Origin of the sequence: Streptomyces sp. NRRL B-1347 (assembly GCF_000720325.1) — a bacterium.
In the GTDB taxonomy this organism is placed as follows: domain Bacteria; phylum Actinomycetota; class Actinomycetes; order Streptomycetales; family Streptomycetaceae; genus Streptomyces.
The window spans coordinates 1-26,691 of the sequence record NZ_JOJM01000072.1; the positions used below are offsets into that span (position 1 = coordinate 1).

Sequence of the window (26,691 nt, forward strand, 5' to 3'; positions counted from 1 at the left end):
CGCCCCTGCCGCCGCTGCCCCGCCCCAAGTCCCACGCCCCGCTCCTCCCGTTCGTCTGCCGCCCGGTGGGTGTTCCGCCGCTGCCGCGGCGGGGTTTCCCACCCGCCCGCCCGGACCCGATGGCCAGGAGTCTGTACAGTCATTGGCCTTGAAAGCATGGCCAATCTTCAGGGAGTGGTATGGCCGAGCGGAGTCTGGGCAGTCAGCAGCTCGCCGCGCTGCTGCCCGGCGCGGCGGGGGCCAGGCCCGCCTACCGGCATCTGGCCCAGGCCATCGGCGACCTGGTGCTCGACGGACGGATCGCGCTGCGGGTGCGACTGCCCGCGGAGCGGGAGCTGGCCCTGGCCCTCGGGGTCAGCAGGCCCACCGTCACCGCCGCCTACGACCTGCTGCGCGAGAGCGGCTACGCGCACAGCCGCCGGGGCTCCGGCACCTGGACCGCGCTGCCCGAGGGGCGGGCGCCGAGCGGGGTCGCCCGGGCCCTCGCGCCGCCGGACGCCGCCATCGACCTGGCCAGGGCCGCGCCGAGCCCGCCGGAGGAAGCCGTGGCCGCGGCCCTCGCGGCGGTCGCGCCCGGTGTCGCCGGCCATGCGCGGAGCCCGGGCTACCACCCCTACGGGCTCCCGGAGTTGCGGGCCGCCGTCGCCGAGCGGTTCACCCGGCGCGGCCTCGCCACCGTGCCGGAGCAGATCCTGGTGACCTCCGGCGCCCAGCACGCGCTCACGCTGGTCCTCGGGCTCCTGTCGAGCCCGGGCGACCGGGCCTTGGTGGAGAGCCCGTCGTACCCGAACGCCCTGGAGGCGGTGCGCCGCGCCCGGCTCCGCCCGGTGTCCGTCCCGGTGACCGACGACGGCTGGGACGCCGAGCTCCTGGAGTCGACGCTGCGCCAGGCCGTGCCCCAACTGGCCTACCTCATCCCCGACTTCCACAACCCGACCGGGCTGCTCATGCCGGACGGCACCCGCGACCGCGTGCTGCGCGCCGCGCACCGCACCGGCACCTGGCTGGTCGTCGACGAGACGCTCACGGACCTCGCCCTGGACGTCCCGGCGCCGCGCCCCTGCGCCGCGCACGCGGCGCCCGGCGGGTCCGCGCAGGTCATCACCGTCGGCTCGATGAGCAAGAGCCACTGGGGCGGCCTGCGCGTCGGCTGGCTGCGCGCGCCCGCGCGCCTGGTGACCGAGCTGGCCGCCCAGCGCGTCGCGAACGACCTCGGCGGCTCGGTCGTGGACCAGCTCCTCGCCCTGCACTTCCTGGAGCGGGCGGAGGCCTCGGTGCCGGAGCGGGTCGCGCGGCTGCGCGAGCGGCGGGACGCGCTCACCGGGGCGCTCGCCGCGCACCTTCCGGGGTGGACCTGGCGGCAGCCGCCCGGCGGGCTCTCGCTCTGGGTGGACCTGGGCGCGCCGGTCGCCGCCGCGCTCGCCGAGCGGGCCCTGGACTACGGCGTGCGGATCGAGGGCGGCGCCTGCTTCGCCGCCGACCCGGGCGTGTTCGAGCAGCGCCTGCGCATCCCGTTCGCCGCTCCCCCGGACGCGCTGCGCGAGGCGGTGCGCCGCCTGGCCGCCGCGCTCGCCGACGACCGGCCCCTGCCGGCGGGCGCCCCCCGCCCCCGGTGGGTCGTCTGAGGACGGGTCGTACGCGTACGCCGACGGGTCCGGGCCCGCGTCCGAGTCGTCCGCGTATCATCCGGACACCTATTCGATCTTCCGGTGGCCGGGGGGCCGCCGTGAACAATGGGGGGGACCCATGCGCCATAGAGCGCTCACCGCGGCGGGCCTGTGCGCCGCCGTCGTCCTGGGAGCCGTCGGCCTGGCGCCGGTCGCGAGTGCCGACGCGCCGGAGAAGGCGCCCGGCGGCGCCCGACCGGCCGTCGAGGGGCCGGACTTCAACGGGGACGGCTTTCCGGACCTGGCCGTCGGCGCGCACACCGCGACCGTCGACGGCGTCAAGCGGGCGGGCGCCGTCACCGTCGCCTACGGCTCCGCGCACGGTCTGACGTACGACACCGCGCAGGTCCTCGGTCAGGGTTCGCCGGGCGTCCCGGGCGAGCCCGTGCCGGACGCGCGCTGGCGCGAGGTCAGCGACTACGGCGACCTCGACGGCGACGGCTACGACGACCTGGTCGTGCACTGGCTCCAGAAGAACACGGTCCTGTGGGGCAGCGAGGACGGCATCACCGGCGCGGGCACCGCCCTGCCGCCCGGCGACTACCGGGCCGACTCGCCGAAGCTGCTCGGCGGCGGCGCCGGTGTGGGCGACGTCAACGGCGACGGCGTCGACGACTTCGTCAGCCGCGGCCACAACGGCCTCTCGTACGGCGTCTCCGTGCTGCTCGGCCCGCTGAACCGGGAGACGGGCAAGCCCGCGGGCATCTGGCACCGCGACTCCGCGAAGGCCGACAAGCTCGTCATCGGCACCGTCTACGTGGGCGACCTGACCGGCGACGGCATCGACGACGTCGTGGCCAGCGGAGGTGTCGTCCTCGGCAGCGGCAAGCCGGGCGGCGTCGTCCTCAAGGGGTCCAAGGACGGCCTGGTCAAGGGCAGCGCCTTCAAGGCCCCGTACCGGCACGGCACCGTCCTGCCGTCCGCGTTCGGCGATCTGAACAAGGACGGCTACCAGGACCTGGTCACCGGTCACCCGGACCAGAACAAGGTGTACGTGACGTACGGCGGCCCGGACGGCACGAGCGCCACCCTGAAGTCCCGCTCGTACTCCCAGGCGAGCGCGGGGGTGCCGGGCGTCGACGAGGCGGGCGACAAGTTCGGCTCGGCGGTGGCGGTCGGCGACACCGACGCGGACGGGTACGCGGACCTTGTCGTCGGCGCCTCGTACGAGACGGGCTCCGACCCGGTGGCCACGGCGAAGGCGGGCGCGGTGACCGTGCTGCGCGGCGGCCCGTCCGGGATCACCACCGAGGGCGCGAGGACGCTCACGCAGAACTCCAAGGGCGTGCCGAGCACCTCGGAGGCCGACGACCACTTCGGCGCGGCGGTGGCCGTGACCGGCGCGGGCGGCCGCCCCGAGGTGCTCGTGGGCGGCAACGGCGAGGACGGCTTCAAGGGCCGCGTCTGGCGGCTGCCGACGGGGGCGGACGGCGTCACCGGCACCGGCTCCACCAGCTTCCGGCTCGACGCCCTGGGCGGCCCGGCGGGCGGGGGCAACTTCGGGTACCGGATGGTCGGTTGATCCTGGCGGCCCCGCGCCCGCGCGGGGCCGCTCAGCGGTTGGCGACCCGGTTGAAGGAGGCCTTGGCCCACACGTAGCCGAGCACGGTGAGCGCGGTCAGCCAGGCCAGGGAGATCCAGGCGTCGTTGCCGATCCCGGTGCCGAGCAGCAGACCGCGGACCGTCTCGGTGATCGGCGTGAAGGGCTGGTACTCCGCGAACCAGCGGATGCCCGCGGGCATCGAGTCCGGCGGGACCACCGCCGAGCCGAGGAACGGCAGGAAGGCCAGGGGCAGCGGCGCGTTGGACGCCGTCTCCACGCTCTCGGAGCCCAGGCCGATCGCCGCCGAGAGCCAGGCGAGCGCGAACGCCAGGAACAGCAGCAGGCCGATGACCGCCGCCCACTCCAGGACGTGGGCGTTGGCGCGGAAGCCGACCGCGAGCGCGACGCACACGATGAGCAGCAGGCTGACCGCGGTCTGCACCACGTTGCCGAGGACGTGTCCGACGAGGACCGAGGCCCGGGAGATCGACATCGTCCGGAAGCGGTTGATGATGCCCTCGGTCATGTCGGTGCACACCGACACGGCCGTGGCGATCGAGCTGGTGGCGATGGCCATCAACAGGATGCCGGGGGTGATGTAGTTGGTGTACTCCTCCCGGCCGCCGCCCCCGACGCCGGGCACGTCGATGCCGTTGCCCAGCGGGGCGCCGAAGACGTACACGAACATCAGCAGCATCAGGACCGGAAGCACCACGACCGACAGGGTCAGCGACGGATACCGCTGCGCGTGCTTGAGGTTGCGGCGCAGCATCGTCATCGAGTCGCGCAGCGCGTAGGTGGTGGTGCTCATCGCAGGGCCTCCTTCACGGCGGTGCCCACGGCGGCGGTCCTGCGGTCCTGGCCGGTCAGGGCCAGGAACACGTCGTCCAGGTCGGGGGTGTGCACGGTGAGCGCCTCGGCCTGGATGCCGGAGCCTTCGAGGACGTCGAGGACCGCGCGCAGGACGGGGATGCTGCCGTCGCTGGGGACCTGGAGCGTGAGCTCGTCGTCGTCGCGCGTGACGGTGCTGAGCGCGAGGCGGTCGGTGGCGGCGTTCAGCTGGTGGACGTCGTTGAAGCGCAGGCGGATGTGGCCGCCGGGGATGCGGCGCTTGAGCTCTTCGGCGGTGCCCTCGGCGACGATCTTCCCGCCGTCGAGCACCGCGATGCGGTCGGCCAGCTGGTCGGCCTCTTCCAGGTACTGCGTCGTCAGGAAGATGGTGGTGCCGCCCGCGACCAGGTCGCGGATGAGGTCCCACATGGTGCGGCGGCTGCGCGGGTCGAGGCCCGTGGTCGGCTCGTCGAGGAAGATCACACTCGGCCGGCCGACCAGCGTCATCGCCAGGTCCAGCTTGCGGCGCATGCCGCCGGAGAAGGTCGACGCGGGCTTCCGCGCGACGTCGGCGATCTCGAAGCGCTCCAGGAGTTCGGCGGCGCGGCGCCTGCCCTCGGCCCGGTCGAGGTGCAGCAGGTCCGCGATGAGGAGCATGTTCTCCTCGGCCGTCAGCAGACCGTCGACCGCCGCGAACTGGCCTGTCACGCCGATGGACTTGCGCACGGCGTCGGAGTGCCGGTCCAGGTCGTGGCCCGCGATCTCGGCCGTGCCCCCGTCGTGGGTGATCAGGGTGGAGAGGATCTGCACGGTGGTGGTCTTGCCCGCACCGTTCGGACCGAGCAGCGCGAAGACCGTGCCGGGTGCGACGCTCAGGTCGATCCCGTCGAGCACGACCTTCTCGCCGTACGCCTTGCGCAGCCCTTGTGCGGCGATCGCTTTCGGCGGAGCGGTCACACCGGTGGTGGCAGTCATCGTGCCGCCTCCTTGTTTCGTGTCTTGCGTGGCTGGTTCGAGCCCGTACGTCGTGCGCCCGCGGCGGCGTCAGACGGAGGCGGCGCGGACCACGATGTCGCCGTAGCCGGTGCGGGCCGAGATCTCGACGGTCTCGGCGCCCGGCGCGGGGCCCGCGGCGGAGCCGAGCGCGTTGCGGACCGCGCCGAACTGGGAGTTGGCCTCCAGCCAGGCGACGCTGGAGTCGCGGATGCCGACCTCCAGGTCGCCGATGGCGGCCTCCATGGTGACCCGGCCGCGGGCCACGTCGCCGAGCTTGATGCTGCCGTTGTCCGCCTTGGCGTCGACGGCGGCGTGCGCGACGCCCACGTAGATGTTGCCGTTGGCGGTGGTGGCGCGCAGGTCGCCGGTGATCTCGCCGATGCTGGTGTCGTTCTGGTGGTTCCTGACGGTGGCGGTGCCGGTGATGTCGCCGAGGTCGACCTGTCCGGCCGCCTCGACCACGACGTCGCCGGTGGCGCGCTGCAGGCGGACCGCGCCGAAGCCCGTCTTGAGGAAGGCCGCGCCGGTCTCCGCGACGTGGATGTCACCGGCGGACGACTCGAAGCGGCAGTCCCCGAGGCGGCCCTGGGTCCAGAAGGCACCGGCGGCGGTCGTGCCCCGGACGTCGGACCCGGACGGGAGCTCCACGGTGACCTCCACCGAGCCGCTCTTGCCGAACACGGACCGCTGCTTGGGGCCCTTGACGGTCAGGCGGCCGTCGACGCAGGAGATCTCGACCTGCTCGGCGGCCTTGACGTCGGCGCTCTCGCGTTCGTCGGTCGGCGTCACCGTGACGACGGTGTCCAGGCGCTTGGTGGCGGTGAAGCGGGCGGTGCCCATGTCGAACTCGACGAGGGCGGAGAGCGGTTCGGGGGTGTCGAAGGTAGGCATGGCCGTCCTGTTCCGGTCGATGGGGTCCGGCCCGCCGGTGGGCGGGCGTCCTGGGCCGTGCGGGCCGCGGGGGCGCGGCCCCGGAGCCCTGAACTTCATGACGCCAGCATGGCATCACCATGGCGCCAACGCAAGCCTCCTTGGCGCAAGCGTGGTGCCACGGGGTGTAGTCCAGGGCGCACAGCGCGTACGACCAGGCGAATGAACACGCCCTGACCTGCTGTTATCGCTACGCGAGCAGGCCAGGAGCAGGGTGCGCCACGGGCGCCAACTCGGTGTCAAACTCCGTCGCCGAAGGCGTCACACGAGGGGCGTGAGGGATGCGTGGCACCGCCAGTGCGCCACAGAGGCGCCGGTCAGGGCAGCAAAGGAGCCACGGCCATCCGGGCCGCCTCGCGCAGCGCCTGCCGGGCCGCCGTCACCGCGGGACGGCCGCCACCACCGCGGCGTACGACGGTGAAGATCCGGCGCGCGCCCAGGCCCGGCGGCAGGTCCCGCAGCGCGACCGTCGGCGTGGCGGGCGCCACCGAGCGGGGGCCCGCGCCCCACACCAGGTCCGGCAGGAACGCGGCGGCCAGCCCCCGCTCGGCGAGGCGCAGATGGACGAGCAGGTCGGCGGACTCGTACCGCACGTCGGGCTCGAACCCGGCCTCGCGGCACACCGTCGTCGCCCAGCGCCGCGCGGCCGTGCCCTCGGGCTCCATGACCCAGGGGTGGCCGGACAGGGACCGCGGGTCCGGGTCCGGCTCGCCCGCCGGCCCCGGCACGGCGAGCCGCAGCGGGTCCCGGCACAGCTCCTGCCGTTCGAGGACGTCGGAGCGCGGCCCCGCGCCGCCCGGGTACTCCTCCGCGACGACCAGGTCGAAGTCCCGGGCGAGCAGCGCCGGAAGAGCCGCCTCCGGCTCCAGCTGCGTGACGTGCACGCGCAGCCGCGGATGGGCCGCGCGCAGCGAGGTGAGGGCGGCCGGGACGAGCGCGAGGGCCGCGGTCTGGAAGGCGGCGACGCGCAGGGTGCCGGTGAGTTCGGTGAGCGACGCGGCGATGTCGGCCTCGGCCCGCTCCATGCGCTCCAGGAGCGCCTCGGTGTGGGCGACGAGGATCTCGGCCTGCGCGGTGAGCCGCACCCGCCGCCCGACCGGTTCGAGGAGCGGGACGCCCGCCTCCGCCTCCAGCTGCGCGAGCTGCTGGGACACGGAGGAGGGGCTGTACGAGAGCGCGGCGGCGACGGCGGCGAGGGTGCCGCGGTGCTTCAGCTCGCGCAGCAGCCGCAGTCGGCGGAGGTCGTACACGTGCGGCGGCTCCAACCCTTCGGGATTCCTGACGAATATAGGTCGGAAAGATCCGCTGGACCGAAAGATCGGACCGGCAGCAGGGTGGGACGCATGACCGAGACCTCCGCCTCCTCCCGTACGACCCGTACGACGCCGTGGTTCGCGCACCCCGGAGCCCGCGCCTGGTCCTGTGCGCCCGCCCCGGACGACGTCCGCGCCTTCCACGCGTCGCTGCCCGGCTACGCGCCCACGCCGCTGACCGAACTTCCCTCCCTCGCAGCCGAGTTGGGGGTGGGCCGGGTCTTCGTGAAGGACGAGTCGGCGCGGCTCGGGCTGCCCGCCTTCAAGGTCCTCGGCACGTCCTGGGCCGTGCATCGGCTGCTCGCGGACCGCCCGGCCGGGGAGCGCGTGCGGTTCGTGACCGCGACCGACGGCAACCACGGCCGCGCGGTGGCCCGCGAGGCACGGCGGCTCGGCCACGACGCCCACGTCTTCGTCTCGCAGGGCGTGCACCCCGGCGCGGCCGCCGCGATCGAGGGCGAGGGGGCGCGGGTCACCCGGGTCGACGGGGACTACGACCGGGCGGTGCGCGAGGCCGCCGCGACGGCGCGCGACACCGCGCACGCGGTGCTCGTCCAGGACACGGCCTGGCCCGGCTACGAGGAGGTGCCCGCGCTGATCGTGCAGGGGTACGCCACGCTGTTCGCCGAGGTCGACGAGCAGCTCGCGGCCGCAGGGGCGGGGGCGGCAGGGCTGGTCGCGGTGCCCGTCGGCGTGGGCTCCCTCGCGCAGGCCGCGATCACGCACTACCGCGGCCGCCCGGCCCCCGGCACCGGCCCCGCGCTGCTCGCCGTCGAACCGACCGCGGCGGCGCCCGCCCTCGCCGGCCTGACCCGCGGCGAGCCCGTCACCGTGCCCACGCGCGCGACGGCCATGGCGGGCCTGAACTGCGGCACCGTCTCCAGCCTCGCCTGGCCGTACCTGCGCGACGGCCTCGACGCGGCCACGGCCGTCTCCGACGAGGCGGCCGCCACGGCCCTGCGCGACCTGACCGCGCTCGGCGTACCGTCCGGGCCGTGCGGCGCCGCGGCCCTGGCGGGGGCCCGAGCCGCACTCACCGGCCCCGACCGCCGGGCCGCGCTCGGGGTGACACCGACCACGACGGTGGTGCTCCTCAGCACGGAGGGCCGGGAGGCCAACCCGCACGGCTGAGTGCCCGCCGGACGGGCCGAATGGTGCCGCTCAGCGTTCCAGCAGGCGGCCCGCCAGTCGCTCCACCCGTGCGTGCCACGCCGTACGTGCCGCCGCCGGGTCCCCGGACCCGACGTGCGTCAGCAGGAGCCGGGCCCCGTACCCCGTGCCCGGGGCGAGGCGGATGCTCACCTCGCCGCCTCCGGCCACCTCGTACGTCACCGTCTCCGGCACCCGCACCTCCGTGACCTCCCCGGCCGGGATGCCGTCCGCGACGATTCCCTCCGGGGCCTCGGAGCCCTGCAGGACCACGTCGCCCTCGGTGAGCGCGGCCCAGACGACGTCGGCTGGCCGCACCAGCTGGCGTTCGAAGCGGACGGTGCCGTCGGCCGTGATCTCGCCGCCGCCGAGGTCGAACTGCTCCAGATACGCCTCGTGCAGCTCGCCCGTGTCAGGGGTGCGGGCCGGCTCGGCGACGCCGTCCAGGTGCTCGCCGAGCGCGCTGACGCACAGGTGCCACCCGGCGCCGAAGCTGGGGGCGCCGAACCGGTCGTCGAAGGTGTGCGTGAGCGTGAGCAGCGCACCGCCGGTCCCCGGGTCCGGCGCGACCTCCCAGCGCAGGTGGCCGCCGCCCCAGGCGAACGCGAACAGGCGCGGCGCCTCGGCGTCGGTCACCTCGCCCGGCGGCTCGGAAGGGAACCAGTGCTTCAGGTGCTCGGGCCGGGTGAGGGCCGCCCAGACCCGCTCGGGCGGGTGGCCGACGCGGCGCTCCATCCGCAGCACGCTCCGCCCGTCGGGGGCCGTGGTCAAGGTGTCGGCACGGGGGTTCATGACGGTACGTCCTCCATCACGGGGCCGAAGGCGGAGCAGGACGACTTCTTGTCCCGGTGTGAATAGAACCATCTATCCAATGCCGGATGAGGAAGGGACACCCCGGACGCCCCGGCCCCGCCCCCGGCCCCAGCCCCGGCCTCCTAAGCCGCCTTCCACGGCAGCTCCCTGCTGTGCACCACCGCGAGGCTCGACACCGCCCGCGTCAGGACCACGTACAGCCGGTGCCCGCCGCGCTCCTCCGCCTCCGCGATCGCGGCCGGTTCGACCGCCACCACGTGGTCGTACTCCAGGCCCTTGGCCACCGACGCGGGGACGACCGTGACGCGCGCGCCCAGCTCGTCCGGGCCCGCCGCCTCGATGCCCGCCCCGGCGAGCGCGGCGCGCAGCGCGTCCGTGGCGGCGTCGGCCGCGATGACGCCGATGGAGCCCTCGCGGGCGAGCGCACCCCGCACCGCCGCCACGGCGCCGGCCACCGCGTCCGGCACCCGCTGGACCGCGAGGTCGCCGTCCCGGCGCAGGGAGCGCGCGGGCGGCACGTCGACGTCGAGCCCGGCGAGCAGGTCGTTGGCGAGCGTGACGATGGCCCGCGGGACGCGGAAGCCGGTGGTGAGCGGGGTGACCGGCGCGTCCGGCTTGCCCAGGTGGGCGAGGAGTTCGGGCCAGGCGCGGGCGGCCCACGGCGTGGTGCCCTGGGCGAGGTCGCCGAGGACGGTGACGGAGCCGAAGCCGACGCGGCGTGCGATCGCGCGGCACTCCATCGGGGAGAGGTCCTGCGCCTCGTCGACCACGATGTGGCCGTAGCCCTCGGGCCGCTCGACGAGGCCCGCGAGCTCGTCGAGGAGGACGAGGTCGGCGGCCGACCACTTCGCGGACTTGTACGAGCGCGGGGGCCGGGCCCACGCGATCGCCCGCTGCTCCGCGGGCGCGAGGAGGCCGTCCGCGGCCCGCGCCAACGCGTCCGCGTCCCCCAGGAGTTCGCAGAGCACCTCCTCGGGGCGGGCCTTGGGCCAGGCCGCGTCGACGAAGGCGGAGACGGGCCGCGCCCGGGAGACCTTCTGCACCCAGGTGTTGCTCATCGGGCCCGCGCGCCGCTCGGCCTGGTCCTGGACGTGGCGGACGGCGCGGCTGCGGACGCGCTCGCGGCCGGTGTCGTAGGGCGGTTCCTCCGCGCGGACGTCCGCGACGATCCGTTCGAGGTCCGCGGCCGGGATCCGCCAGCGGTACGAGCCGTCCGGCAGCGCGAGGTCGGTGGCGACGGGCGTCACGCGCGCGTAGAGGGCGCGGCGCAGGACCTCCGCCATCCGGGCGTCGTGCTTGACGACCGCGGCCCGCTCGTCGTCGTACGCCGTGACGGGGTGGCGGGCGATCTCGTCCTGGACGGTGGACTGGCGCACCCCGGTCTCGCCGAGCGAGGGCAGGACCTCGGCGATGTACCGCAGGAAGGTGCGGTTGGGGCCGAGGATCAGCAGTCCTGAGCGGCGGACGCGCTGCGGATGGGTGTAGAGGAGGTACGCCGCGCGGTGCAGGCCGACGGCGGTCTTGCCGGTGCCGGGGGCGCCCTGCACGCACACGGACGCGGTGAGGGCGGCCCGGACGAGGTCGTCCTGCTCGGGCTGGATGGTGGCGGCGATGTCGCGCATCGGGCCGACGCGGGGCCGCTCGATCTCCCCGGCGACGATGCGGCTCGGCGTGGCGGCCTCGCCGGACGTCAGGTGCTCGTCCTCAAGACCCGTGAGGTCGGCGGACGCGCCCTTGCTGCCGGGTGCCCAGCCGAAGCGGCGGCGGACGGCGACGCCCTGCGGGTCGCGGGCGCCCGCCTGGTAGAAGGCGCGCGACACGGGTGCCCGCCAGTCGACGACCAGCGGCGGCGCGGCCGGGTCCTCGGTGATGCGCTGCCGTCCGATGTGGTAGCGCTGGCCGCGGTGGTCGCCCGCCTCCGCCGCCGCGGCGTCGAAGTCGAGCCGCCCGAAGTACAGGGGTGCCTGCGGGAGTTCGCGCATCTCCTTGGCCTTGCTGCGCAGCTGGTAGCCGAGCACCTCGGCGTCGGCGCCGGACGCGGAGGCGTTCTCGCCGCTGACCACCTGCTCCTGGGCCCCGTCCACCATCGCGGCGAGGGCGGCGCGGCAGGTCTCGTGGTAGCCGCGCTCCCGTGCGAGCTCTTCGTCGAGTGGTGTCATGCCGACGAGCGTAGCAAAAAACGTTACTGGGTAACATTTATTACTGAGACTCACTGTGCGCTACGCTGGAGCCATGACCGGCACGACGGACACGCCCCCGCACGCCGCCCCGGCCCCCGTCGGCCTGCGGCAGCTGAAGAAGCTGCGCACGCAGCAGACGATCTCCGACACGGCGGTCGCGCTCTTCCTGGAGCGCGGCTTCGACAAGGTGTCGGTCGCGGAGGTGGCGGCCGCGGCGGAGGTCTCCAAGCCGACGCTCTTCCGGTACTTCCCGGCCAAGGAGGACCTGGTCCTGCACCGGTTCGCCGACCACGAGGACGAGGCGGCCCGCGTGGTCACGGACCGCGGCGACCGCTCCCCGCTGACGGCCCTGCGCGACCACTTCCGGGCGGGGCTCGACCGGCACGACCCGGTGACCGGCCTCAGCGACGACCCCCACGTGCTCGCCTTCCACCGGCTGCTCTACGGCACCCCGTCGCTGGTGGGCCGCCTGTACGCGTACCAGGAGCGGGCCGAGCGCGCCCTCGCGCACGCGCTCGACGGCACGGCCGGGCCCGGCGACGCCACCCTCGAAGCACGCCTGGCCGCCGCGCAGATCCTGGCGGTGCAGCGGGTGTTGGCCCTGGAGAACTGGCGCCGGATCGCGGCGCACGAGGCCGCGGCGGCGGTCCTGCCCGAGGCGCGGGCGGCCGCCGAGCAGGCCTTCGCCCGCCTCGCCGCGGGCCTGCCGGAGCACTCCTGAGCGCCAAGCGGGTGCGGCGAAGTCCGCTGCGTTACGGGAGCGCCCTCGAAGGGGCGCGGGACCTGTCGATCTGCGGCTCCGCCGCGCGGGCGCGACCAGCCACGACGGCGCCGCAGCAGAATGACGGCACAGCGCGTTACTTCCACGTCGACGAGCTGCTCCCGCCCGATCAGACAGAAGCCGGGGAACGGCGTCAGGTGCAGGGCCCGGAACTCCCCGTCGAGCCGGGCCTGTTCACCCCGGGCGAGGGCGCTCCGCAGGGTCGCGACGTCCTGCGCGTGCCCGAGCACCCGCCGCAGCAGCGCCCGCCGCGCGGCCGCGTCGTCCGCAGCGGCCTCGGCGCCCTCTCCCCCGGCACCGCTCCGGCCCGGCAGGGGCGTCGGCCGGGTGAAGTCCGGCACGATGACCCGCAAGGTGACGTGCGGCCGCACCGACAGGCCGGGCCTGCCGAGGCAGCACATCACCGCCCGCACCACGTCCTCGCCGGTGAACGCGACGGCGTCGATACGGGGATCCCGGTCGAGGGCCGCGTCGAGGCAGTGCTCGAGGACGGCAGCGGCCCCTGCCGCCGTCGACGCGTACTGCCGCCCCGGTGGCCGCAGTGATTCCTTCACGTCACGTCCCTCGTCGTTCCGCGCGTCTCCGCCACCCCCAGGAGGGATCGCCGCCCGGACCGGCGGCCAGCGACATGATGCCCGCCGCGGGGGACGCCCAGGAAGACGGCAGGACCCCCGGAAACACCGCTCCACCGCGCTACCGGGGCCCGCGCTCCCCTTCCAGCCAGGACCAGCGCTTGAGGGCGTCCATGACGTCGGCATGCGACGGGGTGGACCCGAGGCCCAGGGCGTCCCGGGCGGCACCGAGGGCGGTGTGCACGCGCCCGGCCGCCCGCTCCAGGGCGCCCACCGCCCCCTGCTCCGCCTCCAGCACCAGGGCCGCCCGGATGACGTCGGTGAAGACGGACTGGGCCCGCTTGTAGTCGAGCAGCCGCGGCAGGTCCCGCCACCACCCGGCGCGGCTCCCCGGCCTGGCCGCCGACACCGCCTCGCACCAGCGCCGGACCACCTGCCACTCCTGGCCCGGGGCGTACCGCATGAGGTGCAGATGCGTGGCCAGGTCGTAGAGGGGGTCGCCGACCATCGCGAGCTCCCAGTCGATCGTCCAGAGCTGGCCGCAGCGGTCGAGGACGAAGTTCTCCCGGTGCAGGTCGCCGTGGAGCAGGCAGAAAGGGCGGCGCGTCAGCCCCGCCACCCGCTCGCGCAGCACGGCGAAGGAGTCCCGGCCGATCCCGAACTCCTTGAAGAGCGGGCCGAACCGCTCCTCGTTCTTCAGGTAGACGTACTCCTCGGTGAAGAAGACGAGGCGCTCGATGAAGCCGTTGGTGTCCCCGTCCCGCGGCCGGTCGGCGGCGACGCACCGCCGCTCGGCCGCCACGCCGTCCGGGCCCACGCCCGCGAGCTCGCCGAACAGGCCGGCGATCTGGTCGATCACCCCGGCCGGGATGTCGGCGCCGCGCCCCGTGCCGGGTCCTGCCTCGAACTCCGCGGCGCCCTCGTCCTCCTCCGAGCGCGCGCAGGAGCCCAGCGTGCGCCCCTCGATGAACCGCTGGAGCCGGAATCCGTCCTTCTGGATGACCTCCGGAATGCGCGTGACGTGCCCGGCAAGCGCGACGAGCAGCTCCTCCTCCGACCAGAAGCAGCGGCGGTCGAACCACAGCAGGCCCGGCCGCGGCTCCCGGCACTTCCAGCGCCAGGTCACCCCCGACTCGTCCGGCAGCGGAAAGACGTACGTCTCGTGGTGGTAGCCCCTGAGCGGCCCTTCGAGCGCGGCCAGGCCGCCGCTCACACGGGCGGCGCGGGCCCGGGCCGCGGAGGTCGACTCAGAGGGCATGGCACGTTTCTCCCAGCCTGGGAAACCGGTTCTTCCGGACGGGAAAACCGGTCCGTTGGAGACGAACGAGAGGAGCGGAGCAAAAGTACCCCCTGAGTCACGGCCTCCGACGGCTCAACTCCCCATAGTTGAAACGTTTTGTCACCGGCCCGGGGCGAACGGCCCCGCGTCAGGTCGACAGGACGGGAATTCCGGGGCGAACCGGGCGAACAAATCTCCGTGGGCCCCCGTGTGCGAAACCCCAACCGCCCCTCCCGCACCGCACAGTTGGTCACCCCGGCGCGCCCAGGCCGTACACCACGTCGAGCACCGGCTTGAGCGAGGTCACGATCCGGTCGGCGCCGGCCTCGCGCAGCAGCCCCTCCTTGCGGGCGTCGCGCGCGTACCCCAGGAAGTGCACCCCGGCGGCCCGGGCGGCGTGGAAGTCCGACGGGGTGTCGCCGATCATCAGCGAGCCCGCCGGGTCGGCGCCCATCGCGCTCAGGGCGCGCCGGACGCAGTACGGGTTCGGCTTGAGCAGCCGCAGGTCCTGGGTGCGGCCGTATATGTGCGGCGCGAAGCAGTCGAGCAGGCCGCGCCCGGCGAGGTAACGGACGGCGGCGCGCGGCGAGTTGTTCGTGGTGATGGCGAGCCGGGCGCCGACGGCCGACCAGGTGCGGATCAGCGCGTCGGCGTACTCCGTCGGCCAGGCCGACGCGACCGCCGTCAGCTCCTCGTGCGTGAGCCGCTCCTCCAGTTCGACGACGAGGTCGCTGCCGGGCCTGCGGCGGTCGACGGCGCGCAGCACGACCTGCGGGTCGGGGTCGTTGCGCACCCCGTTGGTGAGCAGGCCGTGCAGCCCCCGTCCCTCCAGCCAGCGCACCTGTTCGCGCGCCACCCCCACCGCCGAGTGCCGGGCGAACAGGCGGCAGATGGGGCCGTCGAAGTCGAAGAGCACGAAGCGGGCGAGCTCGATCAGCTTTTGTAGGCCCTCGGTCGGATCACTCGTGTCAGAAGTCACCTAAGAGAGTGTTAGGTCCGTCGTGATCGTTTCCCAGAGTGCGTCGAACCACTTCTGAGATTCCTCCACGAAGCCGGAGTCCCGCGGATTGGTGCCGCCGGTGAAGGAGAACAGCGGCGTCTTGAGGCCGCCCGCGTCCCACAGCTCAAGCGTCTCGCCGCCCTCCGCGTCCAGTTCCACCCGGTCGCGATGCAGCGTGTAGTACGCGAGGAGCGCCTCGTGTCCGTTGAGTACGTAGAGCTTCACCGGAGAGGTGAACGGCAGGGCCCGGAAGGTGACGTGGACGTCGATGCCGTGCGGCTCGTTGCGCAGCGTGAGCAGGTTGTGGCGCAGGACCTGCCCCTGCGCGTTGCGCTGCGCCAGCCAGCGCTGGTGCAGCCGGTCGCGGCCCTCGTCCTCCGCCTCCGCCGCCACCGGCACCGGGAAGGCCAGCTCGATGTCGCTGCTCGGCAGCAGGATGCGTACGTCGATGGAGTTCGGGTGGAGCAGGCCGGCGTGGATCTGGCGGATCGGTTCGGTGAGGGCGTTCATCAGGGTCTCGGCGGTGAAGGAGACCGCGTCCACGCGTACGTGGGGCTGTTTGAAGGCCGCCACCAGGCGCGGGGCGAGCGCGACCATGGAGGGCTGGGGTTCCGGTGTCGCGGAGACGGCGGGCTCGGCGGGGGCCGCCACGCGGGGCGGGCTGCCCTTGGTGACGTGGTTGATCAGGCCGTCGCGGTGCAGGCCGTGCAGGGCCTGGCGCACGGTGCCGCGCTCCACGCCGAACTCCTCGGCCAGCCGGGCCTGGGTGGGCAGCCGGTCGCCCGGTTTGAGGGTGCCGGTACGGATGCGGTCGCGCAGGGCGTCGGCGATGTCCTGGGGCGAGGGCTTTCTGCTGCCGGTCACTGCACCGTTCTCCTTGGTCACGGCCAGACGATACAACTACCCACCATCTTTGGGGAGTTGGGCGCGAAGTTGTTTATGAACACCTGCCAAGTGGGGACAACTTCAGTGAGTTGGTTGCCAACTCTCCCGAGATGGCAGAAGGGGGAACCACCATGCCCGCCATAGCTCTCCTCGCAGCCGTGTTCGCCGTCGTCGTCGAGCAGCTCGTGCAGTGGAAGTACGGCACCCTCGGCATCGTCGGACTGCTCCTGCTGACCGTGGGCGCCAAGGCGCGGAACACCACGTGCAGCTCCCTGGGCGCGCTCGTGCTCGCCCTGATGGTGACGGGGCCCGCCCTGTAGCCGGGGCTACGGTCCTGGGTTCAGTCTCAGATCCCGACTGATCGTGTTCCACAAGGCGTTGAACCACAGGTGGGACTGCTCCACGAAGGTGGTGTCCCGCAGCCCGTCCCCCTGCTGGAAGGGGAAGAGCATCGACTGCGTGCCCTGCGCGTCCCACATCTCCAGATACTCCTGGCCGATCTCCTCGCCCCGCTTGGCGAGGGTGTAGTACGCGAACAGCGCCTCGGAGCCGTTGAGCAGATAGAGCTTCACGGGGGGTGTGAACGGCAGGGCGCGGAACTCCACATGCACGTCGATGCCGTGCGTGCCGCGCAGCGTGAGCAGGTTGTGGCGCAGGACCTGCCCCTGCGCGTTCCGCTGGTCGAGCCAGCGGCGGTGCACGGGGCCGTCCGCGCCGCCGCCCCCCACCGGCGCCGGGAAGGCGAGGTCGATGTCGCGGCTCGGCAGCAGTACGCGGACGTCGACCTTGGCCGGTTTCAGCCGTCCGGCGTGGATCTGCCGGAGCGGCTCGCCGATCGCCATCGTCAGTGAGACGGAGGTCAGACACAGCGCGTCGATCTCCACGTGCGGCGCCTGGAACGCGGCGGCGATGCGCGGCGCGAGCCCGACCATCGTGGGCTGCGGGCGCACCGCGTCGCGGCTGGGCGCGGCGGGGGTCGCGACCGTGGCCGGGCTGCCCTTCGACACATTGGCCAGCAGGTGTTCGCTCTGCAGGATGCGCAGGGCCTGGCGCACCGCGCCGCGCTCCACGCCGAACTCGGACGCCAGCTCCGCCTGGGTGGGCATGCGCTGCCCCGGCCGCAGCAGGCCGGACCTGATCCGGGCCCGCAGCTCGTCCGCCACGTCCCGGTGCGAGCGGTGCGGCGGCATGCCCGGCCTTTTGCGATCGTTGACGGAGGCTTGGTCCGTGCTCACAACCAAACCGTACAACTTCCCGCCATCTTTGGGGAGTTGCGGGGTAGGTGGTTATAAGACGCACCAGGGCGGAGATAAGTTCAGTGGAGTTGGTGGCCAACTCGGGCGAACATGGTCGGAACCATTGGAGGGTTGGCTGCCAGCTCCACTCCCAGGTCGGGCTGACCGGGCTCTCATCCGGAGGGGAGCCGGGAGTTCGGTCAGCCGTTGAGCGGGGCGGGGGTGCCCCCAGGCCGTGGGGGCGGCGGCACATGGGGCCCGCCACCCCCACGGCAACCCACCCCGAAGGGGCCTGAGGCCCCTCCCACCTCTTGCTCCAGAGCTTCGCCGGGCCGGTCCCGCAGCACGAGGCCCCGGCCGGCTAGAAGGCCGCTCGGATTTCGCCCACGCGGGTGGCGCCGCCGTGCAGGGGGGCGTCGGCCAGGCGGGGCAGGAGCGGGGAGTCGACGCCCGCCAGGGCGAGGGCGCGGGCGAGGACAGGTCCCAGGACCCGCGTGCCGCCGTCGTCGATCTTGAAGGCCAGCGCACGGCCGTCCGCGAGGGCCACGGCCTGCACCGCCTCGGCCCCCATCTTGGACAGCGTCCCGGGCACCTCCCGCATGAGCCACGTGTCCGGCCGCCGCGTCCCCGCCACGTACTCCGGGTGCGCCCGCATCGCGTCGGCCACGCGCCGCTCGGCCGTGCCGGGCGCCGCGAGGACGAAGTGCCGGTAGGCGCGGGCGAGCCCCGTCAGGGAGATCGCCATCAGCGGCGCCCCGCAGCCGTCCGTGCCGACGGCGGCCACCGGCTCCCCCGCCGCCTCCTCGATCACGTCGTGCACCAGGCGCTGGAGCGGATGCGCCGGGTCCAGGTAGGTCTCCTTGTCCCAGCCGTTCACGTCGCAGACGGCGAGCATCGCCGTGTGCTTGCCGGAGCAGTTCATGGTGACCCGCTCCCGCACGGCGCCCGCCGCCAGGTACGTCTCGGCCTCGACGGGGTCGAGCGGCAGGTCCGGCGGGCACTGGAGCTCGGCGGCGGTCAGCCCGTGCTCGGCGAGCATCTTCTGCACCAGGTCCCGGTGAAACGTTTCCCCGGAGTGGCTGGCGGCCGCCAGGGCGAGCCGCTCGCCGGACAGGTCGAGCCCGGCCCGCAGCACCGCGGCGGCCTGCATCGGCTTGTTCGTGGAGCGCGGGAAGACCGGCGCGGCGACGTCCCCGAGCGCCAGCTCGACCTCGCCGTCCGCCCCGAGCAGCACGAGGCTGCCCCGGTGGCGGCCCTCGACGAAGCCGGAACGTACGACTTCGGCGAGGACCGGCGGTATGACGGGGGTGGCGGCGGACGTCGGCGTCATCGGGGGCCTTCCGGGTGCGGGTGGTGCGACGGACCGGCCGCGCCCGGAGGGGTCACGCGAGCAGGTCGTCCACTTGTGCTTCACCTTCACGGTACCTGCGCGCGATCTCCGCACTGCAATCGTCCGCGGTCCGCTGCATCTCCTGGCGCCGCCGCGACACCTGCTGCTCGTACCGCACGAGGCGGCCCATGGCCGTGTGCAGCTCGTCGTCCGTGCGGGCGGCCAGGTCGGAGAGCGCGACCTCGGCGAGCATGTCGGCGGCGAGCCGCCGGTACTCCTCGCGGTGCGGCGTGCCGAGCGTCACGTGCCGGGCCGAGGCGCGGCGGCGGGCCGGGCCGTCCATGAGGATCTCCGGGAGCCGGTCCACGACGAGGGCCGCCGCCCCGTCGCCGCCCGGGGCGTCCGCGCCGCCGTCCTGGGGCGCTCCCGCGCGCGGCCGCGCGCGGCGCGCGGTCTCGGCGCGCAGGATGTCGATGCGCCCCTGGAGCAGCCGTCGTACGTAGCTCAGATCGGCCTCGTCCTGCTGTGCGGTCCTGCGCAGTTCGCGCAGCTCCGGCAGGCGCAGCGCGGCCAGGTCGTGGGCGGGCGCCTCGGGCAGGACGGGGCTGTCGGTGCGCTGCGCGGGCGGGCGGGGCACGGGTGTGCCGCCGAAGCCCGCGCCGCCTGTCCCGCCTGTTCCGCCCGCGGGCCTCGCCCTGGGCGCGCTGGGCGTACTGGGTGTGCTCATGTGGCTCTACCGTCCCCTCAGCCGGCGCGGTACACCGCGTGTGAGCATGGTGCCACCCCTCGTGGCCACTCTGTGACCGAGTGCCCCCAATCGGCCCCGGATGGGGGGTTCCGGACCGGCGCACGGGCGGCGCGCCCGGCAGGGCATGATGGCGGCATGCGTGCGGTGGTGCAGAGGGTGGACGGCGCGAGCGTCGTCGTGGACGGCGAGACGGTCGGCGAGATCTCGGGCGAGGGCCTGTGCGTGCTCGTCGGGGTCACGCACGACGACACCAAGGAGAAGGCCGCGCAGCTGGCCCGCAAGCTGTGGTCGCTGCGGATGCTGCACGACGAGAAGTCCTGCTCGGACGTCGGTGCGCCGCTCCTGGTGATCAGCCAGTTCACCCTGTACGGCGACGCCCGCAAGGGCCGCAGGCCCACGTGGAACGCGGCCGCGCCGGGGGATCTGGCGGAGCCCCTGGTCGACGAGGTGGTGGCTCGGCTCAGGGCGCTGGGCGCGACGGTGGCCACGGGACGCTTCGGCGCGAGCATGCGGGTGGGCCTGACGAACGACGGGCCGTTCACGGTGCTGCTCGAGATGTGACCCGCGCGGGGCGCTACGCGGGGCGCCCCGCGGCATCCATGAGCGCGCTCCGCGCGCGGGCGCCCCTTCCCGAGCCGTGGGCTACGGCTCGACCACGGTTTCCTGGGCCGCGGCCGTGGTGCCCGCCATCAGCTCCGCGTCCACGGGCACGTTCCGCTTCACCAGGGCCAGGGCGATCGGGCCCAGTTCGTGATGGCGGGCGGACGTCGTGATGAACCCGAGCTTGCGGCCGTCGGGCCCGTCCGCGGCGAGGTGGATCGGCGTCCCGTGCACCGGCAGGTGCACCTCGCTGCCGTCCAGGTGCAGGAAGACCAGGCGGCGCGGCGGCTTGCCCAGGTTCTGCACGCGGGCGACGGTCTCCTGGCCGCGGTAACAGCCCTTCTGGAGGTGCACGGCGGTGCCGATCCAGCCCAGCTCGTGCGGGATGGTGCGGTGGTCGGTCTCGAAGGCGAGCCGGGGCAGGTGGTGCTCGACGCGCAGCGCCTCGTGGGCGAGGAGCCCGGCGGCGGGGCCGTGCGCCTCGGCGAAGGCGGACAGTCCGGCGCGCGGCAGGAAGGCGTCGCGGCCGTGCGCGGTCTCGCGTACGGCGACGGCGTCGGGCAGGGCGGCGATCGACCCGGCGGGCAGGTGCACGACCGCGAAGTCCTCGGTGCGGTCGGCGACTTCGACGCGGTAGAAGAACTTCATGCTCTCCAGGTAGGCGATGAGCGCTTCCTGGGTGCCGGGCTCGACGTGCGCCCACATCGTCTCGCCGTCGTCGACGAGGTAGAGGGCGTGCTCGATGTGCCCGTTGGCGGAGAGGATCAGCGCCTCGGTGGCCCGGCCCGCCGGGAGGTCGCTGACGTGCTGGGTGAGCAGCAGGTGCAGCCAGCTCAGCCGGTCGGCACCGGTCACGGTGACCACGCCGCGGTGCGAGAGGTCGACGAATCCGGTGCCGTCGGCGAGGGCGCGCTGCTCGCGGAACAGGTCGCCGTAGTGGGCGGCGACGCCTTCGTCCACGCCCTCGGCGGGGACGGCGCCGGGCAGGGACAGCAGGGGGCTCTTCATGTTCACAAAGACTACGACTCGCGCGGCCGCGAGTTTATTTCTCCCCCGGGCCCTCGCCGGCGGTCATTTCCGGAGCCGCCCCCGGGGCCCCGTCGGATTCGTCGGGGCCTTCGGCGGGGCCGTCCGTCGCACACGTCCCGCACCGGCCGAAGATCGCGAAGTGCTTCATGTCCGTCTCGAAGCCGAACATCGTGCGCAGCTTCTCGGTGAAGTCCGCGGCGACCTCGACGTCGGCCTCGATGACCTCCGTGCAGTCCCGGCACACCAGGTGGATGTGGTGGTGGCGGTCGGCGAGGTGGTAGGTGGGCGCGCCGTGCCCGAGGTGGGCGTGGGAGACGAGCCCGAGCTCCTCCAGGAGCTCCAGGGTGCGGTAGACGGTGGAGATGTTGATCCCCGACGCCGTCCTGCGGACCTCGCAGAGGATGTCGTCGGGGGTCGCGTGCTCCAGTTTGTCGACGGCTTCGAGCACGAGCTGACGCTGCGGTGTCAGGCGGTAGCCGCGCTGCCGCAGGTCGCTCTTCCAGTCCGTCGTCACGTCCGGGTCTGTGGTCACCACACCCCCGAGTCTAAGGACTACTTGAAGAAGGCGATGCCGTCGTCCGGGAGGTCGCCCAGGTTGCGGGCCATCTCCGCGACCTCTTCGGGGGACACGACCTTCTTGAGCTGGGCCGACATGTAGGGGCGCAGCGGCACCTCGGGGGTCTGCTTCTCGCCGACCCACATCAGGTCGCTCTTCACGTAGCCGTACAGGCGCTTGCCGCCGCTGTACGGGCCGGAGGCCGCGGTGCGGGCGACGGCGTCGGTGGCCAGGTCGATCTGCGGCTTCTGGTCGGCGAGCTCGCCGTACCAGACCTCGACGACGCCGTCCTGGCGGACCATGACGACCTCGACCTTGCGGTCCTTGTCGACGCGCCAGAAGCCGGACTCGGACTCCAGCGGCTCGGTCTTCTTGCCCTCGGCGTCGAGCACCCACGTGTGCGAGTGGTACTCGAGGAAGTCCCGCCCGTCGTGCGTGAAGGTGACCTCCTGGCCGAAGTTCGCCTTCGCGGAGCCGGGGAAGTCGGTGACGCCCGCGCCTTCCCAGGTGCCGAGGAGCCAGACGAGGGGGACGAGGTCGGGGTGCAGGTCGGACGGAATCTGGATCATGGGTTGCTCAGGAGTCTCTCGTGGGGGTCCCGGTGGGGGGTCAGCGCTGGCCCTGGTACAGCTTCTTCACTGCCAGACCGGTGAAGGCGAGAACGCCGACGCAGACCAGGACAAGGAGTGCGGAGAAGAAGGCCTCAAGCACGGGGTGCTCCTCGGTGAGCTGTGGTGAGCGGTAACAGAGCCAGGCTCCACTGTAGTGGGGCCCGGCGGCCGCTTCTCGGTGAGGTCCGCCGTACGCTGGACGTATGTACGCGCGACGGCGTCATGTGTACTTCACCATGATGGGCACGTGCCTCGCCCTGTTCGTCCTGGCCTGGGGCGTCGTGCGGCTCTGGTCGGTCCCGGTCGCGGTCGGGATGTGCGTGGTGGCGATGGTGATCCCCCCGCTCGCGGCCGTGGTGGCGAACCGCCGCGGCCCCGACGACCGCTGGTGGGACGACCCCTCCGGAGACCCCAAGTCCGACGAGTGGTGGGACGAGCTGGACGGCAAGCGCCGACCCTAGCGGGCGCGTCCGGCGGTCGATCGGGCTTCGGCCTCGTCCGCGCAGCGCCGATGAACCCCCGCACAGGCCGAAGGCCGCACCCGTGGCGTCCAACCCCTGGGTGCGGCCCCCGGCCGGGAAAGGGCTCAGACGGCGATGGCCACCTCGGCGAGCCCGCCCTTCTGGGCGACCACGGTGCGGTCGGCACTGCCACCCGGCACCAGGGCGCGCACGGTCCACGTCCCCTCGGCCGCGTAGAAGCGGAACTGACCGGTCGCCGAGGTCGGCACCTCGGCGGTGAACTCGCCGGTCGAGTCCAGCAGCCGGACGTAGCCGGTCACCGGCTCGCCGTCGCGGGTCACCTGGCCCTGGATGGTGGTCTCACCGGGCTTCGCCGTCGAGGCGTCGGGGCCGCCGGCCTTGGCTCCACACATGACGTACTCCTAGGAATGAAGGGGGAAGGGGCGGCGGACTACTTGTTGGCGCCGAGCTCGATCGGCACGCCGACGAGGGAGCCGTACTCGGTCCAGGAGCCGTCGTAGTTCTTGACGTTCTCGACGCCGAGCAGCTCGTGCAGCACGAACCAGGTCAGGGCCGAGCGCTCACCGATGCGGCAGTACGCGATGGTGTCCGTGGCCAGGTCGACGCCCTCTTCGGCGTACAGCGCCTTGAGCTCGTCGTCGGACTTGAAGGTGCCGTCGTCCTTGGCGTTCTTCGACCACGGGATGTTGCGGGCGCTCGGCACGTGGCCGGGGCGCTGCGACTGCTCCTGAGGCAGGTGGGCCGGGGCGAGCAGCTTGCCGGAGAACTCGTCGGGCGAGCGGACGTCGACCAGGTTCTGCGTGCCGATCGCGGCGACGACGTCGTCGCGGAAGGCGCGGATGGAGGAGTCCTGCGGCTTGGCCTTGTACTCGGTGGCCGCGCGGCTTGGGACCTGGGAGCCGTCGACCAGGTCGCGGGAGTCGAGCTCCCACTTCTTGCGGCCGCCGTCGAGGAGGCGGACGTCCTGGTGGCCGTAGAGCTTGAAGTACCAGAAGGCGTAGGACGCGAACCAGTTGTTGTTGCCGCCGTAGAGCACGACGGTGGAGTCGTTCGCGATGCCCTTGGCGGAGAGGAGCTTCTCGAAGCCCTCCTGGTCGATGAAGTCGCGGCGGACCGGGTCCTGGAGGTCCTTGGTCCAGTCGATCCGGATCGCGTTCTTGATGTGGTTCTTGTCGTACGCCGAGGTGTCCTCGTCCACCTCGACGAGGACGACCTTCGGGTCGTCGATGTGGGCCTCGACCCAGTCGGCGTCTACCAGGACGTCGCTGCGGCTCATGCGTTTCTCCTCCGGAGCAGGTGCGGCGAAGCTGAACGGTGAGGTGCGGTCACGCGGGTGCGGGGAGGCACGGGCGTACGGCACGTGTCGGCCCTGACGGCAGTCAACGGGCCGGGGGGATACGGGAGTCGGGCATCCCGCTCAGAGAGCGCGACAGAGCATGGCGGCGACGCGGCACAGGTCCACTGCCCGCCGCTTCGTGAGGTCCGCCTGTCGGTGCATGGGTCCGATCGTAGGGACGCCGACGCGGCCGTGTCACCGGCATGTCGGATGTTGAGACGATTTCGTCCAGCATATGAGCGGAGCATTGCTTTCCGGCCGCCGCCGGGGGCGCGCCGCCCCGTCCCCACGGGGGGAGTACGCGCCCGCCATCTGAAGGACGGACACTTGCGTCTCGTACTACGGACAGCGCCCGTGCCAAAACCGGCGCGCCGGAGGAACGCGCCGGAGGAACCCGCAGACCCGGGGCTCAGGACACCAGGTCCACGTTCTCGCCCTTGACCGCCACGTCCACGCCGTCCGGCGCGGCCTGCACCGTGTCGAGCTGGATGCCGCCGGGCAGGTCGGAGACCTTCTCCTGGAAGTCGGTGACGTCGCGGACCAGGCCCTCGGGCAGCGGCACGCTGACGCCGAGCACGTTCAGCTTGTCCGGGATCTTGTCGGCGTGCACGCGGATGGTGTCGCCCTCGACGCTGACCGTGCTCAGCACGTCCACGGGCTCGGGCAGCTTCGTGCCGCCCTTGCTGACCTCGACCGAGACCTTGATCTTGCCGTCGCCGCCGTCGGAGAGGCCGACGACCTCGCCCTTGGCGCCGAGGGGCAGCTCGACCGGCTCGGCCTTCGCGGCCTTGAGCAGCTCGTCGTAGGAGATCCGGGCGACCCCCGCGGCCCGGTCGGCGGTGGCGGAGCTGTAGTCGCTGGAGAAGTCGACGCCGTGCATGGTGGCGCTGAGGTCGGCGACGCGGATGGTGTCGCCGTCGGACTTGGCGTCGTAGTCCTTCATCGTGATCTCTACGTCGTCGAGCTTGCCGCCGATGACCTGGGTCAGGAACGGGAAGCCCTTGATCGACACGTCGGGCGTGCTGCTGAGCCCCTCCTGACTCTTGATCTTGTCGGCCGCCTCGCTCTCCGCGTACGAGACCGCGAAGCGGTCGGCCGCGACGAACAGGCCACCGAGGACCACGACGACGATCAGGAGTATGCGTATCGCGCGCTTGCTCATGCCTGGTTTCCCGTTCCCCCGCCTCAGAGTCAGTTGCCGCGAGCCTAAAGGACGGGTCCCCGGCCGGAGCGCCCGGACGGGGACCTGTCGAACAGCTGTGACGATCGCCTCGCACCTGTACGAGACGGACACGCGAGGGGCCGCGGGTCAGCCGATGGCACGCCCCAGGAGGTACACGGCGGGCGCCGCGGCGGCCAGCGGCAGCGCGACACCGGCCGTGAAGTGGACGAACCGCGACGGGTAGTCGTAGCTGGCCACCCGGTGCCCCACGAGCGCGCACACCCCGGCGGCGAGGCCGAGAAGCGCGCCCTTGGAACCGAAGTCGGTGGGCCCGCCGACGGCGATGCCCGCACCGGCCGCGGCGAGCAGCGCCACGACCACCGACGCGGGGGTGGGCAGCGGCAGCGCGCGGGCGAGCACGGCCGCCGCGACCGCGATGCCGCCGACGGTCGCCGCCTCGTGCGCGGCGGCCAGGTGCCCGGCCGCGATGATCGTGAGCGCGCTGGAGGCGACGGTCGCCATCAGGCCGTACATCCGCTCGTCGGCACCGGCGTGGCTGCGCAGCTGGAGCACGAGGACGAGCAGCACCCAGACGCCGAGGGTGCCGAGGATCGCGGCCGGGGCGTTGCCGTCGCCGGTGGCGAGCAGCGCGGCGTCGGCGACGAGCCCGCCGAGGAAGGCGAGCGCGATGCCCTGCCGGGCGGGCCACATGCCGTTGAGCCGGAACCAGCCCGCGGCGGTCACGGCCTGGAGGATCACCAGCGGTACGAGCAGCGCGTACTGCCCCATCGCGGCGCCCCCGGCGAGCAGCAGGCCGAGCACCGCCGTCAGGGCGGCGGGCTGCATCCCCGGCTCGATGATCGGGGAGCGCCCCTCGGCCCGCGCCCGCTGCGCATCGGTGACCCGGGTGTTCCCGGTGGTGGTGGCGGGACCGTAGGAGGGCCCGGCATCGGACTCAGGCTCCGGCCGGGGCTCCTCCTCCGCGGACGGCTGGTACCCGCCCACCCCCTCTGTGGGCGGCTGGTCCGCCCAGGGGGCGAGTGGGGTCTCCCCTGCTCGAGCGGAGCCGAGAGCTTGGGGATGGGCGGGCACAGCGTGGGCGCCCTGATCCGTGTACTGGGCCTGGGCGTAAGAGGCCGCAGGAGCAGGGGCCCACTGATCGGCCGGCTGCGACGGCAGGTACGCGGTCTCGCTCATGTCGGCCAGCGGCGCCGCGGGCTGAATCTGCGTCTCCCAGGTCTGCCCCTGCCACTGCTGGGTGTGGTCCTGGTGATCCTGCTGCCCGGCGTAAGGGTCCTGATACCCCCACTGCTGCTGGGCCTGCTGCTGATACGGGTCATAGGGGTCGTACCCCTGCTGCGCCTGGTACGGGTCGTACCCTTGGTGCGGCTGGTCGCTCAACGTCATCCTCCTGCGAACGGCGGGAGCACCTCGACCGTGCCGCCCTCGGCCAGACGTACCGTCTCATGGGCGCGCGTGCCCACGGGGTCGCCGTCGACGAGGAACGAGCAGCGGAGCAGGACGCGCTCCAGTTCCCCGGGGTGTCGCGTGCGGGCCGCGCTCAGCGCGTCGGCCAGCGTGGCCTCCGCGTACGGCTCCTCGGCAAGGCCCGCGGCCGCCTTCGCCGCGGCCCAGTACCGGATCGTCCCGGCTGCCATGGTGC

29 protein-coding genes are annotated in these 26,691 nt (G+C 73.4%); 8 read left to right on the forward strand and 21 right to left on the reverse strand.

Annotation, left to right across the window (positions count from 1 at the left end; all coding sequences use genetic code 11):
• Window positions 1–179: 179 nt before the first annotated feature.
• Both IG74_RS0137560 and IG74_RS0137565 read left to right on the forward strand, forming a co-directional pair.
• Window positions 180–1,625, forward strand: coding sequence for a PLP-dependent aminotransferase family protein (locus tag IG74_RS0137560; protein WP_030686639.1), 1,446 nt, complete (start codon window positions 180–182; stop codon window positions 1,623–1,625).
• A gap of 121 nt (window positions 1,626–1,746) precedes the next feature.
• Window positions 1,747–3,189 carry an FG-GAP-like repeat-containing protein gene (locus tag IG74_RS0137565; RefSeq protein WP_030686641.1) on the forward strand — a complete coding sequence of 481 codons (1,443 nt, stop codon included), beginning with the start codon at window positions 1,747–1,749 and terminating at the stop codon, window positions 3,187–3,189.
• A gap of 31 nt (window positions 3,190–3,220) precedes the next feature.
• Here the strand turns inward: IG74_RS0137565 and IG74_RS0137570 are convergent, their stop codons facing one another.
• The 4 genes from IG74_RS0137570 to IG74_RS0137585 all read right to left on the reverse strand — a co-directional run bounded on the left by IG74_RS0137570 (window position 3,221) and on the right by IG74_RS0137585 (window position 7,217).
• Window positions 3,221–4,021: an ABC transporter permease gene (locus IG74_RS0137570; RefSeq protein ID WP_030686643.1), complete on the reverse strand. Its 801-nt coding sequence runs from the start codon at window positions 4,019–4,021 to the stop codon at window positions 3,221–3,223.
• The gene (locus tag IG74_RS0137575; RefSeq protein ID WP_037826730.1) at window positions 4,018–5,016 is read right to left on the reverse strand and encodes a daunorubicin resistance protein DrrA family ABC transporter ATP-binding protein; all 999 of its coding nucleotides are present in this window, start codon (window positions 5,014–5,016) and stop codon (window positions 4,018–4,020) included. The genes IG74_RS0137570 and IG74_RS0137575 overlap by 4 nt, the downstream gene beginning before the upstream one ends.
• 69 nt (window positions 5,017–5,085) lie before the next feature.
• Entirely contained in the window at window positions 5,086–5,928 is an 843-nt protein-coding gene (locus tag IG74_RS0137580; protein ID WP_030686648.1) for a DUF4097 family beta strand repeat-containing protein, read from the reverse strand.
• A 356-nt stretch (window positions 5,929–6,284) separates the two neighbouring features.
• Window positions 6,285–7,217: a LysR family transcriptional regulator gene (locus IG74_RS0137585; RefSeq protein WP_030686650.1), complete on the reverse strand. Its 933-nt coding sequence runs from the start codon at window positions 7,215–7,217 to the stop codon at window positions 6,285–6,287.
• Between the two features lie 93 nt (window positions 7,218–7,310).
• On the opposite strand from IG74_RS0137585, the gene IG74_RS0137590 reads away from it, so the two are divergent.
• Window positions 7,311–8,411, forward strand: coding sequence for a pyridoxal-phosphate dependent enzyme (locus IG74_RS0137590; protein WP_030686653.1), 1,101 nt, complete (start codon window positions 7,311–7,313; stop codon window positions 8,409–8,411).
• A 30-nt stretch (window positions 8,412–8,441) separates the two neighbouring features.
• Here IG74_RS0137590 and IG74_RS0137595 read toward each other — a convergent pair whose 3' ends face one another.
• Both IG74_RS0137595 and IG74_RS0137600 read right to left on the reverse strand, forming a co-directional pair.
• Window positions 8,442–9,221, reverse strand: coding sequence for an SRPBCC domain-containing protein (locus tag IG74_RS0137595; protein ID WP_030686654.1), 780 nt, complete (start codon window positions 9,219–9,221; stop codon window positions 8,442–8,444).
• Window positions 9,222–9,364: 143 nt separating this feature from the next.
• Window positions 9,365–11,401, reverse strand: coding sequence for a HelD family protein (locus tag IG74_RS0137600; RefSeq protein WP_030686655.1), 2,037 nt, complete (start codon window positions 11,399–11,401; stop codon window positions 9,365–9,367).
• A gap of 73 nt (window positions 11,402–11,474) precedes the next feature.
• Between IG74_RS0137600 and IG74_RS0137605 the strand changes: the two genes are divergently transcribed.
• Window positions 11,475–12,143: a TetR/AcrR family transcriptional regulator gene (locus tag IG74_RS0137605; protein WP_051856220.1), complete on the forward strand. Its 669-nt coding sequence runs from the start codon at window positions 11,475–11,477 to the stop codon at window positions 12,141–12,143.
• 11 nt (window positions 12,144–12,154) lie between these two features.
• Entirely contained in the window at window positions 12,155–12,748 is a 594-nt protein-coding gene (locus IG74_RS0137610; protein WP_158857918.1) for a hypothetical protein, read from the forward strand.
• A gap of 148 nt (window positions 12,749–12,896) precedes the next feature.
• On the opposite strand, the gene IG74_RS0137615 is transcribed toward IG74_RS0137610, so the two are convergent.
• From IG74_RS0137615 to IG74_RS0137625, 3 genes are all read right to left on the reverse strand, one after another.
• Window positions 12,897–14,033 carry an aminoglycoside phosphotransferase family protein gene (locus tag IG74_RS0137615; protein ID WP_030686661.1) on the reverse strand — a complete coding sequence of 379 codons (1,137 nt, stop codon included), beginning with the start codon at window positions 14,031–14,033 and terminating at the stop codon, window positions 12,897–12,899.
• A gap of 271 nt (window positions 14,034–14,304) precedes the next feature.
• The gene (locus IG74_RS0137620) at window positions 14,305–15,033 is read right to left on the reverse strand and encodes an HAD family hydrolase (protein ID WP_030686663.1); all 729 of its coding nucleotides are present in this window, start codon (window positions 15,031–15,033) and stop codon (window positions 14,305–14,307) included.
• Window positions 15,034–15,945, reverse strand: a complete 912-nt coding sequence (locus IG74_RS0137625; RefSeq protein WP_078869402.1) for a GntR family transcriptional regulator — start codon at window positions 15,943–15,945, stop codon at window positions 15,034–15,036.
• Window positions 15,946–16,070: 125 nt separating this feature from the next.
• On the opposite strand from IG74_RS0137625, the gene IG74_RS0137630 reads away from it, so the two are divergent.
• On the forward strand, window positions 16,071–16,259 hold the full coding sequence (locus IG74_RS0137630) for a hypothetical protein (protein ID WP_030686668.1): 189 nt from the start codon (window positions 16,071–16,073) through the stop codon (window positions 16,257–16,259).
• 6 nt (window positions 16,260–16,265) lie between these two features.
• Here IG74_RS0137630 and IG74_RS0137635 read toward each other — a convergent pair whose 3' ends face one another.
• From IG74_RS0137635 to IG74_RS0137645, 3 genes are all read right to left on the reverse strand, one after another.
• A complete protein-coding gene (locus IG74_RS0137635; RefSeq protein WP_051856223.1) occupies window positions 16,266–17,129 on the reverse strand; it encodes a GntR family transcriptional regulator in 864 nt (287 codons plus the stop codon).
• Between the two features lie 406 nt (window positions 17,130–17,535).
• On the reverse strand, window positions 17,536–18,504 hold the full coding sequence (locus tag IG74_RS0137640) for an asparaginase (protein ID WP_030686673.1): 969 nt from the start codon (window positions 18,502–18,504) through the stop codon (window positions 17,536–17,538).
• A gap of 52 nt (window positions 18,505–18,556) precedes the next feature.
• Window positions 18,557–19,231, reverse strand: a complete 675-nt coding sequence (locus tag IG74_RS0137645; RefSeq protein ID WP_078869399.1) for an ABC transporter substrate-binding protein — start codon at window positions 19,229–19,231, stop codon at window positions 18,557–18,559.
• Window positions 19,232–19,387: 156 nt separating this feature from the next.
• Between IG74_RS0137645 and dtd the strand changes: the two genes are divergently transcribed.
• Complete coding sequence (gene dtd / locus IG74_RS0137650) at window positions 19,388–19,813, forward strand: D-aminoacyl-tRNA deacylase (RefSeq protein WP_030686677.1); 426 nt, start codon at window positions 19,388–19,390, stop codon at window positions 19,811–19,813.
• A gap of 81 nt (window positions 19,814–19,894) precedes the next feature.
• Here dtd and IG74_RS0137655 read toward each other — a convergent pair whose 3' ends face one another.
• Genes IG74_RS0137655 through IG74_RS0137665 form a run of 3 tightly spaced genes read right to left on the reverse strand, consistent with a single transcriptional unit; the run spans window position 19,895 to window position 22,006 of the window.
• Window positions 19,895–20,860: a YgfZ/GcvT domain-containing protein gene (locus tag IG74_RS0137655; RefSeq protein ID WP_030686680.1), complete on the reverse strand. Its 966-nt coding sequence runs from the start codon at window positions 20,858–20,860 to the stop codon at window positions 19,895–19,897.
• A 34-nt stretch (window positions 20,861–20,894) separates the two neighbouring features.
• Window positions 20,895–21,416, reverse strand: coding sequence for a Fur family transcriptional regulator (locus IG74_RS0137660; RefSeq protein ID WP_234334574.1), 522 nt, complete (start codon window positions 21,414–21,416; stop codon window positions 20,895–20,897).
• A 17-nt stretch (window positions 21,417–21,433) separates the two neighbouring features.
• Complete coding sequence (locus IG74_RS0137665; protein WP_030686685.1) at window positions 21,434–22,006, reverse strand: FABP family protein; 573 nt, start codon at window positions 22,004–22,006, stop codon at window positions 21,434–21,436.
• A 245-nt stretch (window positions 22,007–22,251) separates the two neighbouring features.
• On the opposite strand from IG74_RS0137665, the gene IG74_RS0137675 reads away from it, so the two are divergent.
• On the forward strand, window positions 22,252–22,509 hold the full coding sequence (locus IG74_RS0137675) for a DUF3099 domain-containing protein (protein WP_030686690.1): 258 nt from the start codon (window positions 22,252–22,254) through the stop codon (window positions 22,507–22,509).
• Window positions 22,510–22,634: 125 nt separating this feature from the next.
• Here IG74_RS0137675 and IG74_RS0137680 read toward each other — a convergent pair whose 3' ends face one another.
• From IG74_RS0137680 to IG74_RS0137700, 6 genes are all read right to left on the reverse strand, one after another.
• Window positions 22,635–22,922 (reverse strand): DUF1416 domain-containing protein, encoded by a 288-nt coding sequence (locus tag IG74_RS0137680; RefSeq protein ID WP_030686692.1) that lies wholly within the window; start codon window positions 22,920–22,922, stop codon window positions 22,635–22,637.
• 38 nt (window positions 22,923–22,960) lie between these two features.
• The gene (locus IG74_RS0137685) at window positions 22,961–23,806 is read right to left on the reverse strand and encodes a sulfurtransferase (protein WP_030686694.1); all 846 of its coding nucleotides are present in this window, start codon (window positions 23,804–23,806) and stop codon (window positions 22,961–22,963) included.
• A 141-nt stretch (window positions 23,807–23,947) separates the two neighbouring features.
• Window positions 23,948–24,028 carry a putative leader peptide gene (locus tag IG74_RS54810; RefSeq protein WP_361843195.1) on the reverse strand — a complete coding sequence of 27 codons (81 nt, stop codon included), beginning with the start codon at window positions 24,026–24,028 and terminating at the stop codon, window positions 23,948–23,950.
• 247 nt (window positions 24,029–24,275) lie between these two features.
• Window positions 24,276–25,028 (reverse strand): DUF2993 domain-containing protein, encoded by a 753-nt coding sequence (locus tag IG74_RS0137690; RefSeq protein ID WP_030686697.1) that lies wholly within the window; start codon window positions 25,026–25,028, stop codon window positions 24,276–24,278.
• A gap of 147 nt (window positions 25,029–25,175) precedes the next feature.
• Window positions 25,176–26,429, reverse strand: coding sequence for a hypothetical protein (locus IG74_RS0137695; RefSeq protein WP_030686699.1), 1,254 nt, complete (start codon window positions 26,427–26,429; stop codon window positions 25,176–25,178).
• Between the two features lie 2 nt (window positions 26,430–26,431).
• A complete protein-coding gene (locus IG74_RS0137700) occupies window positions 26,432–26,686 on the reverse strand; it encodes a MoaD/ThiS family protein (RefSeq protein ID WP_030686702.1) in 255 nt (84 codons plus the stop codon).
• Window positions 26,687–26,691: the final 5 nt, after the last annotated feature.